This window comes from Rhodovulum sulfidophilum DSM 1374 (genome assembly GCF_001633165.1).
Lineage (GTDB): Bacteria > Pseudomonadota > Alphaproteobacteria > Rhodobacterales > Rhodobacteraceae > Rhodovulum > Rhodovulum sulfidophilum.
The window spans coordinates 1,444,284-1,457,269 of sequence record NZ_CP015418.1 but is presented as its reverse complement, the minus strand read 5'-3'; the positions used below and the strand labels follow the sequence as shown (position 1 = coordinate 1,457,269).

Here is a 12,986-nt window from a genome sequence, read left to right as displayed (position 1 = left end):
GGGCGAAGGGGCTGAAGGATGACAGCGCAATCGAGGATCACCGCGGTCCTCGGGCCCACCAATACCGGCAAGACCCATTACGCGATCGAGCGGATGCTGGCCCACCGCACCGGCGTGATCGGCCTGCCGCTGCGCCTGCTGGCGCGCGAGGTCTATGACCGGATCGTCGCCCTGCGCGGGCCGTCGGTGGTGGCGCTCGTCACCGGCGAGGAGCGGATCGTGCCCGAGCGCACGCAATACTGGGTGGCGACGGTCGAGGCGATGCCCGAAGGCACCGGCGCCGACTTTCTGGCCATCGACGAGATCCAGCTTTGTGCCGATCCCGAACGCGGCCATGTCTTCACCGACCGCCTGCTGAATGCCCGCGGCCAGCACGAGACGCTGTTTCTGGGCGCCGAGACGATGCGCAATGCCATCGCGGCGCTGGTACCCAAGGCCCAGTTCCTGCGCCGCGAGCGATTCTCCGAGCTGATCCACGCGGGCTCGAAAAAGATCAGCCGGATGCCGCCCCGCTCGGCCATCGTCGGCTTCTCGGTCGAGAACGTCTATGCCATCGCCGAGCTGATCCGGCGCCAGAAGGGCGGCTGCGCGGTGGTGATGGGGGCGCTGTCGCCCCGGACCCGGAACGCCCAGGTCGCGCTCTACCAGAATGGCGATGTCGATTACCTGGTCGCGACCGACGCCATCGGCATGGGGCTCAATCTCGACATCAAGCATGTGGCCTTCTCGGCGCTGTCGAAATTCGACGGCCGCCGGATGCGCCCGCTCTGGCCGAACGAACTGGCCCAGATCGCGGGCCGCGCCGGGCGCCATACCCAGAATGGCAGCTTCGGCGTCACCGGCGAGGCCCGCCCGGTGCCCGAGGAGGTGGCCGAGGCCATCGTCGAAAACCGCTTCGACCCGGTCGCACGGCTGCAGTGGCGCAATTCCAGGCTTGACTTCGGAACGCCGGAGCGGCTGATTGCCGCGCTTGAGACACACGCAGAGGGCGAATTGCTGACCCGCGTGCGCGAATCCGACGACCTCCATGCGCTGAAGTCGCTGTCGGGCCTGCCCGAGCTGCGCGCCCGGATCCGCGACTCGCGCGATGTGAAACTTCTCTGGGATGTCTGCCGAATACCCGATTTCCGGGGGATCTCGGGCGCCGAGCATGCCGGATTACTGGAACGCATCTTCGGCTTCCTGCACCATGGCGGGCGGGTGCCCGACGACTGGCTGGCACGCCAGGTCCGGCGGATCGACCGGACAGACGGCGACATTGACACGCTGTCGAAACGTCTGGCCTATATCCGCACCTGGACGTATGTCGCCCAGCGCACGGGGTGGGTCGCGGACGAACCGCATTGGCGCGCCCAGACCCGTGCTGTAGAGGACCGCCTGTCGGACGCGCTGCACGGCGCATTGACGCAAAGATTCGTAGACCGGCGGACGTCCGTTCTGCTCCGCCGGTTGAAACAGAAGGAGAGCCTTGTGGCCGAGGTGAACGACAAGGGAGAGGTGACGGTCGAAGGACAGTTCGTCGGCCGCCTGGAGGGCTTCCGCTTCCGGCAGGATGCGTCAGCCAGCCCCGATGAAGCCAAGACCCTGCGCCAGGCGGCGCTGGTGGCGCTTGCCCCCGAATTCCATCTCCGCGCCGATCGTTTCTACAACGCGCCCGATACCGAGCTCGATTTCACCGAGCAGGGCGGGCTGATGTGGGGCGAGCACGCGGTTGGCAAGCTGGTGGCGGGCGCAGATCCGCTGAAACCCGGCATCGACGCCTTCGTCGACGAGGAGGCCGGCCCCGACGTGATCGAGAAGGTCCGCCGGCGGCTGCAGCATTTCATCGACCGCCGGGTCGCGACGCTGTTCGAGCCGCTGCTGAACCTGCAGCGCGACGAGACCCTGACCGGGCTGACCCGGGGCTTTGCCTTCCGCATGGTCGAGGCGATGGGCGTCCTGTCGCGCGACGGCGTCGCGCAGGAGGTCAAGGAACTTGACCAGGAGGCCCGCTCGGCCCTGCGCAAGCACGGCATCCGCTTCGGGCAGTTCACGATCTTCATGCCGCTCCTGCTGAAGCCCGCACCGACCCGCCTGCGGCTGGTGCTGTGGTCGCTTTCGAGCAATCTGGACGAATTCCCCGAAAGCCCGCCGCCCGGGCTGGTGACGATCCCGGTGATGCAGGGCGTCTCCGACGAGGTCCACCGGCTGGCCGGATACCGTCCCGCCGGGACCCGCGCGATCCGGATCGACATGCTCGAACGGCTGGCCGACCAGATCCGCTCGGAAGACACCCGGGCGGGCTTCGAGGCCAAGGCCGACATGCTGTCGATCACCGGCACCACGCTCGAGCAATTCGCCGACCTGATGCAGGGGCTCGGCTACCGCGCCGAGAAAGGCGAGCGACCCAAGGTCAAGGCCTCCGCCGCCACTGCGGAGCACCCCACCGAAACCCCAGCCGAGTCGGCGGCGCAGAACGCGGAGGAAAGCGCGCCCGGGACGGCAATCGAAACCGCCGCGCCTGAAACGCCGGCCGATCCCCCCGTGGCGGAGGCCACCCCCGAGGCCCCCGAAGCCCAGCCCGCGGAAACGAAGGCGGATACGGCGGCGGACGCGCCGGCTGAGCCCCAGGCCGACACGCCCGCAGACACCGAGGCGGAGAAGGAGGCACCCGACGCCGCTTCGGCCGAGGTCGAGACCGAGGTCTTCTACACCTTCACCTGGGCGCCCCGGCGGCGGCCCGGCGGCCGCCCGCGCGGCGACCGCCCGCAGCAGGCAGGCGACGGCGCGCGCGGTCGCGGCGGCAAGCCCGGCGGCGGCAGCAAGGGCAAGCATGGCGGCAAGCCCGGCGGCAAGGGCGGGCCGCGCCATGACGGCCCCAAGACCTTCGAGGCCCGTCCGCCCCGCAAGGAAAAGCCCATCGACCCCGACAACCCCTTCGCCGCCGCGCTGATGGGGCTGAAGACCAAGAAGTAGTTCCGGGTGACCGACGAGGCCCCGCGCCGGACCGTCAGGCTGGACAAGTGGCTCTGGCAGGCCCGCTTCTTCAAGACACGCACGCTGGCCGCCAAGGTGGTGGCCGGCGCGCATGTGCGTGTGAACGGCACCAAGACCGACAAGCCCGCCCAGAAGATCGGCCCGGGCGACACCCTGACCTTTCCGCAGGGCCGGGACATCCGCGTGGTCCGCGTGCTCGCCCTGACCGAGCGTCGCGGCCCCGCGACCGAGGCGCGCACCCTCTACGAGGACTTGACCCCGATCAAGGCGCCCGCGCCCGCAAGCCCTAGATACGACGGTGGAGGTCGCCCGACGAAAAAGGAGCGGCGCGACCTTGACCGAAGCCGCAAACCGCCGCTTGAATGATCGGCAGTCGTGGTTTACGTCCTGCCAGATCGGAAAATCGAGAGTTCGCCCATGACTTACGTCGTCACCGACAACTGCATTGCCTGCAAATATACCGACTGTGTCGAGGTCTGCCCCGTGGATTGTTTCTACGAGGGCGAGAACATGCTGGTGATCCATCCCGACGAGTGCATCGACTGCGGAGTCTGCGAGCCCGAATGCCCGGCCGACGCGATCCGGCCCGATACCGAGCCCGACATGGACGAGTGGGTCGAGTTCAACCGGAAATATGCCGAAACCTGGCCCTGCATCATCACCCGCAAGGATCCGCTGCCCGAGGCGGAAGAGCGGGACGGCGAAGAAGGAAAACGCGCCAAGTATTTCTCGGAAACCCCCGGCGCCGGCGGCTGATTTCTCGTTAACGCCTGCCGCGTTTCGCCCTAGGCGGGGAATAGCCCACACATTCATGTGCTTGCCCCTACGGAAAGAGCGTAGCGCTTTCCGTAGGGCGTTTTTTGTGTTATCGTTCCTTTACAAAATGGCAGACCGAATCCTTAAACCACACGCAGAATCTGCCTTCTGCGGGGTGGTTTTTCAGCGCCGAAAGACTGGATGAACCGGACGCCCCCGGCCCGGGCCTTTCTCTTGTCGCTGCCCCAGCGGTCTATGCGAGGAAGTGCTGTATGACAAAGACCAAGAAATCCGAGTTCCGCCCCAACGATTACGTGGTCTATCCCGCTCATGGCGTGGGTCAGATCGTGTCTATCGAGGAGCAGGAAATCGCAGGCATCCCGCTCGAACTCTTCGTCATCTCCTTCGAAAAGGACAAGATGACCCTGCGGGTGCCGACCAACAAGGCGACCGAAGTGGGCATGCGCTCGCTCTCGACCCCCGATGTGGTGTCGAAGGCGATGGCGACGCTGAAAGGCAAGGCCAAGGTCAAGCGCGCGATGTGGTCGCGTCGTGCCCAGGAATACGAACAGAAGATCAATTCGGGCGACCTGATCTCGATCGCCGAGGTGGTGCGCGACCTTCACCGCGCCGACGACCAGCGCGAGCAGAGCTATTCCGAACGTCAGCTCTACGAGGCCGCGCTCGAGCGGCTGACCCGCGAAGTGGCCGCGGTTGCGGGCATGGACGAGGCCGGCGCGCAGAAGCAGGTCGACGAAGTTCTGATCTCGCGCGCGGCTGCCTGAGCCCAGCGCCGGATCACCGCCCGTTCCATCGGGTCTCAGCAGGACACCGGCCGCCCCGCGGCAGGTGTCCTTGCTTTTTCCGGCCTGTCTTTCCCTGCCCTACCCCGCCTGCATCGCATCCGAACCGGGAAAACAGGCCCTGCGATTGCGGTCCAGGCGCGAGCGCGCCCTGACGGAAACCATGCCGCGGCGCAGGAAAAGCTTGTTCCGGAAACAGGTTGGTCAACCCTTGGTCGCATGCAAGAACGCTCGAAAGGATGGAGCGCAAGGCTTCATAGACGTGATCAACCGCATGCGCGGGCTTGAAAAAAGCGGGGCACGCGTTCCTGATGGACACCGAAACCGATCCCCGTTCGTGCCCCTTCGGTTCCCCTCAAAAAGATGCTGCGGCGATTATCGGGATTGGCGCATCGGCAGGCGGATCAGCCGCCCTCGAAACCTTCTTCGAGAATTGTCCGGCCGAGTCCGGGACCGCCTTCGTGGTGATACAGGACATCCCGACCAAGCATGAAAGCCTGACGGCAGATCTTCTGGCACAGCGCACGCGGATGCCGGTCGAGATGATCGAGACCGACACCCGGGTCCGGCCCGACCATGTCTACCTGAACCCGCCCGGCACGATGATGCGGATCGAGAAGGGCGTGCTGCGGCTCACGCCCTGCGACGAGGGGCGGTCATTGCCCATCGACAGCTTCTTCACCTCTCTGGCCGAGGCTTACGGCGATCGGGCCAGCGGCATCCTGTTGTCGGGCACCGGCTCGGACGGCGCCAGCGCCATCAACGCCGCCGGCGGGCTGGTTCTGATCCAGCACCCCGGCGACCCGCATTTCGACGGCACACCGATGAGCCTGCACCGCGCCGGAATTGTCGATGCCGAATTGCCGGTAACCGACCTCGCCCGGCGCGCGCTCGCGCACCGACAGCGGCCGCCACAGATCCCTTTCGGGTCGGCGCCGGTAGCCGACGTAGCGCGGCCCGACGGCAAGAAAGAGGCGCTCTCGGAAGAGATCGCAGCGATCTTCCAGGGGGCTCGAAGATTCTACCTGAAATGGGACGACATGATGCGCCGCCCACCCTCCCGGCCGCAGAAGACGGTAGGACGAGTGACATCGGGCAGGTCGCGCCCCGGCCTTCCGGCCAATCATTCGAGCTGGAGCTCCAGGCCTTCACCCGTCAGCTTGCCGCCTGCGGGCCCGACACATCTGCGACCCGTTCCGACCGGCTCGACCTGATCCAGGTCGAGCTGGACCTGCAGAACCGGGAATTGCTCGAGGCACATGCCGCCTCGGAACGGGAGCGGCGCAAATATCTCACCCTCTTCGAACGCCTGCCGCTACCCGCAGTTGTGCTCGACCGGGGCGGGGTGGTGCGCGAGGCCAACGAGGCCGCGGCCGCCGTGTTCGGCTTTGCCACGACCGACCGGCTCTGCAACCGCTCCGTCTATCGCATGCTCGACGAGACCGCCCGAAGCCGCCTGCATGCCTATCTCGCCGCGCCTCCGTCGGGCACCGAGGAGGGCCCCACCACCGCGATCCCGGTGCATGTCGGCAGGCCCCGCGACGGGGGGTATCTGTCCTATGACGCCCATCTGGCCCGTCTTCCGGCCTGTGCCGAAGAGGACGGCCGGGTGCATATGCTGCTGGTCGACCGTCATTCCGACGACCGGCAGGAGCACGAGAGCCATTGCCACCAGATGCTGAGCGAGTCGACCTCGACCCTGATCCATGCCTTCGACCTGACCGGCAACCTGATCTTCGCCAACCGGGCCGTCAGCGCCTATCTGGACGGCGCCGAGACCCTGAGCGTCGAGCAGCGCCGCGCCTTCGACGGGCTGCTGGGCTCGCGCGCGCTCGATATCGAGGTGCTGATCGCGGGCAAGCCGACCAGCAATCAGGGCCGCCATGCCACCGCCCCGGATGACCGGCGCAGCTTTCTGATCCAGAAATTTCCGCTTCGCGATGACAGCGGCAAGATCGTCGCCGTCGGCGGCACCTCGACCGATGTCAGCACCCTGATGGCAGGCCACTCCGATCTCCATGCCGCCTTCAGCCTCGCCAACGACCTTGCCAATCGCGATCCGCTGACCGGGCTCGCCAACCGGCCGGGTTTCTTGGAACGGCTGCGCGACGCGCTGTCCAGGCTCGACCCGATGGGCAAGGGACTGGCGCTGGGATTTCTCGACATCGACGCCTTCAAGGACATCAATGACGGCATGGGCCACGAGGTCGGCGATGCGATCCTGTCGGCCTTCGCCCGGCGGCTGGAAGACATCATGGGCGAGCGGGCCTGCCTCGGCCGGTTCGGCGGCGACGAATTCCTGTTCTTCATCGCCGACAGCACCCCCGAAGAGGCCGAGCGCCTGCTGCAAAGAACGCTCGGCGACATCCGCTCGCCCTATGAGGTGGCCGGAACCAGGGTGCTGCTGACCTGCAGCGCCGGGCTCAGCCACTATCCGCGTGATGCCGAGCGCGCCGAGGACCTGCTGCGCGCCGCCGACATGGCGCTCTATTCCGCCAAGTCGAATGGCCGCGACCGGATTTCGCATTTCAAGGAGAGCCTGCGCTTTACCAGCGAACGGCGGCTGCGGGTGTTCAGCGCATTGCGAAAGGCGCTTTGCGAGGACAGCTTCCGGCTGGTGTTCCAGCCGAAATTCGACATTTCCGACCGGCACAGTATCATCGGCGCCGAGGCGCTGCTGCGTTGGCGCGATCCGCAATTGGGGGACATCTCTCCGGCCGAATTCGTGCCTCTGGCCGAGGCCAACGGCCTTTACAACGCGCTCGACCTGCGGGTGCTCAAGCTGTTCGCCCGGCAGCAGGGCGACTGGGTGCGGCGCGGGCTGCAGGTGCCGGTCTCGGTGAACATCTCGGCACGCTCGCTGCAAGGCACCGAGCTCGTGCCCTCGGTTCTGGCGCTGCTCGACTATCACGAGATCCCGCCCGAATTGCTGTTGCTAGAGATCACCGAGACCCGGCTGATGAACTGCACCGGCGAGGCGACCCGGAACCTGGCCGATGCCGGGGTGCGGATCTCGATCGACGATTTCGGCACCGGCTATTCGTCGCTCGCCTATCTGCAGAAACTGCGCCCGAGCGAGCTGAAGATCGACCGCAGCTTCATCGCCCATCTCGATACCGGGGACGGCGACGGCGATGGGGCTTCGGAGCGTATCGTGCGGGCGATGCTGGCCCTGGCCGAGAGCCTGCAGCTCTCGACCGTGGCAGAGGGGATCGAGACCGAGGAACAACTGGCCTGGCTGGCCGAAAACGGCTGCGAATTCGGTCAGGGCTTTCTGGTCAGCCCGGGGCTTGAAATCGCGGCCTTCGAAGCCCTCATCGGCGCGTAAGACGGCGCCGGGCGGGGAAGACCGTCCGGCCCGGGCAACCGCGCGCCCCGAACAGAACCGGGCAGAGCCGGAAAAGCCCACGGGGCGATGCATTGCACCGCCCCGTTTCGCAAGATCTGTCACGTCATGGCTGGCTGGGGATCCGCATCGCTGGCTCGACTAGCGGCTGGCGGCGAAGGGACCTGGCTGGCGCAGACCGATCAGGCGTTTTCTTGTTCGAAGTGACCGCACCAGTCGTCGGTCTTCACCACCGGCCACAGGCCGCGGGAATCGGCTTCGGGTTGCGTAACCGGCGGATTGTACCGGCACAGCCCGGCGGCTTCGGCGCTCTTGCCGCTGTTGAGGGCATGATCCTGGAAGAAGGTGCAGCTGCTGCAAGCTTGGGCGGACATCGGATGTCTCCTTGTTGTTTCAGAGGCGCCACCCAGCCGCGGCGCCATGTACTCATCATAACACCTCCACCCGCAGAGCGCAATAAATTTCTGTTAGAAATCAAATGGTTGATAGATATTGTCAGACATCAATCCGTGACTTTTTCAGTCAGAATTGGACCGGCCGCCGCCACCGCCTTTTCCTCCTCCGGCACCCGGGGCCTGCGGCCGACCGCCTGTCGCCGCGCGGAACGGAGGCAAGGCTCTTTCCCTCGCCGCTCTAACCTGATAAAAAGAGTCGGGTTAAAGGGCGCCATTTCGGCCCCGCCACAAATACCGCTACGCGTCACGACAGGACCCAGCTCTTTGCCCGGCCCCTGCCCGCTTTCCGGAGGACATGGATGACTGTGCAAAACGTGACACCGTCCGACGAAAGCCGCTCTGATCCGTTCTTCGCCCGCATCTCGGACGACCCGCTTGCGGGCGCCTTCTCGGGCGGGATACGGGCGCATGCCCATGGTCACGTCAGCGCGGTACCGGCCGAGGATGTGCCCGCGCTTTGGGACCGGCTCTGCGAGACGCCGCGCCAGGGCCCCACGGTGGCCTATGTCCATGTGCCCTTCTGCGAGAACCACTGCCTGTTCTGCGGCTTCTATCAGAACCCGTGGCGCCGTGAGGCGGGCGCGCCCTATGTCGACGCGGTGCTGGCGCAGATGCAGGCCGGCGCGGCAATGGCGGTGCAGCAGGGCCACCCGATCCGTGCCCTCTATCTTGGCGGCGGCACCCCCTCTGCCCTGTCGGCTCGCGATCTCGCCCGGCTGGTCGGCGGCCTGCGCGAGACCCTGCCGCTGAGCCCCGATTGCGAGATCACGCTGGAGGGCCGGATCGTCAGCTTCGGGCTCGAGAAGGCGCGCGCGGCCTTCGACGCCGGGGTCAACCGCGTCTCGCTGGGTGTCCAGAGCTTCGACGACCGCGTGCGCCGCCGCCTCGGCCGCAAATCGACCCGAAGCGAAACGCTGCGCTTTCTGGAAGGTCTCATCGCGGCCGATTGCGGGGCGGTGGTGATCGACCTGATCTACGGCCTTCCGGGCCAGGACCGCGCCACCTTCCGCGAGGACCTGCGGACGGCCGCGGCGCTGGGGCTCGACGGGCTCGATCTCTATGCGCTGAAGACGATCCCCGGCACGCCGCTCCTGCTGGCGCAGGAGAAGGGCAAGCTGCTTCCGGCCGCGCCCCACAGCCTTGGCCATTATTACGCCGATGGCTGCGAGGAGATGGACCGGGCCGGATGGGAACCGATCTCGACCACCCATTGGCGGCGCGGCCTGCGCGAACGCAATCTTTACAATGCCGATGTCAAGTCCGGCGCCGCCTGCCTTGCCTTCGGCGCGGGCGCGGGCGGCAATCTGCACGGCCATGGCTACAGGTTGCAGCCCGATCTCGATGCCTATGCCGAGGCGACCCGGCAGGGCGGCAGCGCGCTGCTGGCGGGGCTGATGCGCCCCTCCGCCCTGGCAGCGGTGCATAACGCGATAAAGGCCGGGATGGAACGCGGACGGCTCGACCCCGGCCCCGTCGACCGGGCGCTCGCGGATTGCGGCCACGCGCGCCGCTTCGAGGATCTGGCCGCGCCGCTTCTGGCGCAGTGGCAGGAGGCGGGGTTGATGACCGTCGAGGCCGGGGCGTTGCCGCTGACGCTGGCCGGGCGGTTCTGGCAGGTGGCGATGACCGCCAGGATCATCGCCTGGACCGATCAAGCGGTCCGCGAGGACACCAGCGCGAAGGAGAATGCAAGATGACCGCAGAGCTCACCGTCATTCCGTCCAGCACCGGGCCGACCCCGACCGCACGCCCGCTTGCGGAGCGTCATCTCTTCGTGTTCGGGGCGGGTTTCTGCGCGGGCCTCGTGGCGCTGCGCGCGCAGGCCGCGGGCGCCCGGGTCTCGGCCACCACCCGCGACCCGCTGCGCGCGGCCGAGCTGGTCGAGCAGGGCATCGGCATGCATCTTTTCGACACGGCCGCCAGCGGACGCCGGGCGGCGCTGGCCGAGATGCTGGAGGGCGTCACCGATCTTCTGATCTCGATCCCGCCCGGCGAGGGGGGCTGCCCGGCGCTTGCCGCGCTGACCGCCGCCGGGGCGCTGCCCTCCGGACTGGGCTGGATCGGCTATCTGTCCTCGACCGGGGTCTATGGCGATTGCGGCGGCGCCTGGATCGACGAGACCCGCAGCCCGGCCCCGCAAACCGCCGATGCCCGCGCCCGGCTGATCGCCGAACGCGACTGGGCCGCACTGGCCGCCGAGCGGGGAGCCGCACTCGACATCCTGCGCCTGTCCGGTCTCTACGGCCCCGGGCGCCGCAACGCGCTGGACCGGATGCGGAGCCCCGGCATCCAAGCCGTCCTGCGCCACGGCCAGGTGTTCAACCGTATCCATGTCGAAGATGCGGCCGGCGCGATCCTGGCTGCCATGTCCGCCCCTGCGGGCCTGCGCCGCCTGAACCTCACCGACGACCTGCCCGCCCCCGCGCATGCGCTTCTGGATCATGCCGCGCGGTTGCTGGGCCGTCCGCCTGCGCCGAGGGTGCCCTTTGACGCGGCCGGGCTGCCGCCCGGCGCGGCCGCGTTCTGGGCCGAGAACCGGCGCATCCGCAACGACCGGCTGAAGGCCCTGCCCGGTTTCGCGCTGCGCTATCCCACCTATCGCGAGGGACTTGCCGCCATCCTTGCCGACGAGCGCGCAAGCGCCACCACCGCCGCGGAATAGCCGCGGCACCTTATCACCCAAGGGCTCCACCCGCCGGAGCGTCCGCAAGAAGGAGACATGACATGATGCCCCCCGCAACGCCGAAGACCCCGCGAGGCCGCCCATGAGCCGCGTCGAGTACAGCTTCCGCACCGGCGCCACTCCGGTTCACGACGCACGCGCCCTGACCGATGGCGAGGTCACGACCCAGATCCTTCTGGACGGCGTCGCCTACACCCTGCGCATCACCCGCGCGGGCAAGCTGATCCTGACGAAATGACCCCGGATCGCGGTTCACGGGGGGCCGCCCCCGTCGCCACGCTCGACGAGCTGCCGCCGCTCGAGCGTGCCGCGATCCGCTGCCTCCGCGGCTGGTCCGACGGCCCGATGACCCGGGCCCGCATGCGTCGCAATTTCGGGCAGATCCTCGGCCCGCGCGCCGAAGCGCAGGAAGAGCTGCTCGATGCGCTGACGGATCTTGTCCGGGGCGGCGGGCGGCGCCCGATGGCCAGCCACCGCCCTGCACATCGCGAGGTCGGCGGCGACGAGAATGCCTTCGCCCAGATGGTGGCCGCGGCCCTTGGCGGCGAGCGCGAGGACGCGTTCCTGTTCGCGCTGGCGCTATTGGGACCGCATGCCGCCTCGCAGGCGGTCGCGATCGCGGAAGAGCTGGGATTTGCGCTGTTGGGGCTGGTGCGGGCGCATCCCGCCAATGCCCACGTCAGCAGCCCCGTACTGCACTGACACGGCCGGGCCCCGACAAGGGCCCGGCCGTCCTGACCGCCGCGGAGGAAATTGCCCCCCTGCCGACCCCGATGCACTGCGGGGCGCGCGCGATGGCCGGCACGCCGCGGCGCGTCGGCAGGGGGGATGCATCAGGAAACCGCCGGTCCCCGATCACATTGCGCCCCGACAGGGTGCACCTGCCCGGGAGACAGGGCACCGGTCAGAGCCGCCAGGTCGGACATCGCCACGAGAAAGGTCTCGGAGGCATTCCCCTCGCAGATCAGCATCGCCGCGGTATGGGCCCGGCTGCGCCGGCCCCGGCGCAATGCCACCAGCACTTCCATGAACTGGCGCTCATGCGGACTGAGGATCCGGGCACAGCCCGGGCAGTCGGGGTTCGAGAAGCGGAAGCCCGAGCCCCGCGCGGCGCGCATCTGCTGCACCGCCGCCAGCACCGCCACCGCGATCTCGGAGGCGCCCGCCCGGGCCATACCCGGCGGGAACAGCGACTCGGCCTTTGCGAAGGCGTTGATCCAGGCCTGGCTGTTCGGAAAGGCGAAACTCTGGAAATAGTAGCGGGCAACGGTCAGCACGCCATGTTCGGAAGGATCGTAGCCCGCCTCGGCCAGCGGCCGGTCCAGCGGCCCGAGGCGGCGCTCGCAGCCGGACCCGCTCATGCCGCGCGCTCCGCCAGACGGCAGAGCTTGCCGGAAGGAACCGGATTGCGCGGCCCCCATGCCCCGGCCACGGCCGGTTGCAGGGCGATGCGAGGGCCGGGGTGGCGACCCGAGCGGCAAACGGCAGCGCCTTCGGATGACATCATGGGCAGATCCTCCAGTTTCGTTTCCGGGGAGGCGGCAGGCGCACCGACCGCGGCGGCCAGCTGCCCGCAGGCCTCCCCGAAAGCCTGATGTTCCGGTCTCGGCTGGGCGCAAACCGCCTCTGGCATGAGCTTGCGCCTAATCTGACAAAATTAGTCGGGTAAGGCAAGCCCCCTTCCTTGCGCCTCTGCAAGCGACCGGCAAGCCCTTGCCGCCTGCTCGGCCCTCTCCTCTAAAATGGGGATGATTTTTCGTTTTCGAAGATCTTGAAGGCGCGGCCGGGCCTCCCTTTATCAGTTTAGGAAACGCCCGTTCGGGGTTTTCGGGAACACGCGACAGGTCCGGCTCGACGAGCGGACCGCCGGGGTTTGTCCGCAGGGAAAACCGCCGGGGTCGTCAGGACATCAACCGCCGCCCCGCGGCGGGACCTGAAGCATGTTCGCCCCCAGGGGCGTCTCCGCC

General features: G+C 67.8%; 11 protein-coding genes and 1 pseudogene. 10 read left to right on the top strand and 2 right to left on the bottom strand.

From position 1 onward, the window contains the following. Positions 1-18 precede the first annotated feature (18 nt). From A6W98_RS06940 to A6W98_RS06915, 6 genes and pseudogenes are all read left to right on the top strand, one after another. Entirely contained in the window at positions 19-2,955 is a 2,937-nt protein-coding gene (locus tag A6W98_RS06940) for a helicase-related protein (RefSeq protein ID WP_063490886.1), read from the top strand. A 6-nt stretch (positions 2,956-2,961) separates the two neighbouring features. After that, the gene (locus A6W98_RS06935; RefSeq protein WP_042459574.1) at positions 2,962-3,342 is read left to right on the top strand and encodes an RNA-binding S4 domain-containing protein; all 381 of its coding nucleotides are present in this window, start codon (positions 2,962-2,964) and stop codon (positions 3,340-3,342) included. A gap of 51 nt (positions 3,343-3,393) precedes the next feature. Beyond that, positions 3,394-3,732 carry a ferredoxin FdxA gene (gene fdxA / locus A6W98_RS06930; protein ID WP_042459571.1) on the top strand — a complete coding sequence of 113 codons (339 nt, stop codon included), beginning with the start codon at positions 3,394-3,396 and terminating at the stop codon, positions 3,730-3,732. 272 nt (positions 3,733-4,004) lie between these two features. Further along, positions 4,005-4,517 (top strand): CarD family transcriptional regulator, encoded by a 513-nt coding sequence (locus A6W98_RS06925; protein WP_042459568.1) that lies wholly within the window; start codon positions 4,005-4,007, stop codon positions 4,515-4,517. 329 nt (positions 4,518-4,846) lie between these two features. Beyond that, a pseudogene (locus A6W98_RS21875) lies at positions 4,847-5,407 on the top strand (chemotaxis protein CheB); the annotation flags it as partial. A 158-nt stretch (positions 5,408-5,565) separates the two neighbouring features. Then, a complete protein-coding gene (locus A6W98_RS06915) occupies positions 5,566-7,863 on the top strand; it encodes a putative bifunctional diguanylate cyclase/phosphodiesterase (RefSeq protein ID WP_081251820.1) in 2,298 nt (765 codons plus the stop codon). A gap of 200 nt (positions 7,864-8,063) precedes the next feature. On the opposite strand, the gene A6W98_RS06910 is transcribed toward A6W98_RS06915, so the two are convergent. Beyond that, positions 8,064-8,255 carry a hypothetical protein gene (locus tag A6W98_RS06910; protein WP_042459562.1) on the bottom strand — a complete coding sequence of 64 codons (192 nt, stop codon included), beginning with the start codon at positions 8,253-8,255 and terminating at the stop codon, positions 8,064-8,066. A 380-nt stretch (positions 8,256-8,635) separates the two neighbouring features. Between A6W98_RS06910 and hutW the strand changes: the two genes are divergently transcribed. From hutW to A6W98_RS06895, 4 genes are all read left to right on the top strand, one after another. Beyond that, complete coding sequence (hutW, locus tag A6W98_RS06905) at positions 8,636-10,033, top strand: heme anaerobic degradation radical SAM methyltransferase ChuW/HutW (protein WP_042459559.1); 1,398 nt, start codon at positions 8,636-8,638, stop codon at positions 10,031-10,033. Continuing rightward, positions 10,030-10,998, top strand: a complete 969-nt coding sequence (locus tag A6W98_RS06900) for an NAD-dependent epimerase/dehydratase family protein (protein WP_155734741.1) — start codon at positions 10,030-10,032, stop codon at positions 10,996-10,998. Before hutW ends, A6W98_RS06900 begins: the two co-directional genes overlap by 4 nt. Positions 10,999-11,101: 103 nt before the next feature. Beyond that, the gene (gene hemP / locus A6W98_RS20250; RefSeq protein ID WP_072071660.1) at positions 11,102-11,257 is read left to right on the top strand and encodes a hemin uptake protein HemP; all 156 of its coding nucleotides are present in this window, start codon (positions 11,102-11,104) and stop codon (positions 11,255-11,257) included. After that, a complete protein-coding gene (locus A6W98_RS06895) occupies positions 11,254-11,721 on the top strand; it encodes a hypothetical protein (RefSeq protein ID WP_042459556.1) in 468 nt (155 codons plus the stop codon). Before hemP ends, A6W98_RS06895 begins: the two co-directional genes overlap by 4 nt. Positions 11,722-11,852: 131 nt before the next feature. Here A6W98_RS06895 and A6W98_RS06890 read toward each other — a convergent pair whose 3' ends face one another. Continuing rightward, positions 11,853-12,380 carry a hypothetical protein gene (locus A6W98_RS06890; protein WP_052677955.1) on the bottom strand — a complete coding sequence of 176 codons (528 nt, stop codon included), beginning with the start codon at positions 12,378-12,380 and terminating at the stop codon, positions 11,853-11,855. Positions 12,381-12,986: the final 606 nt, after the last annotated feature.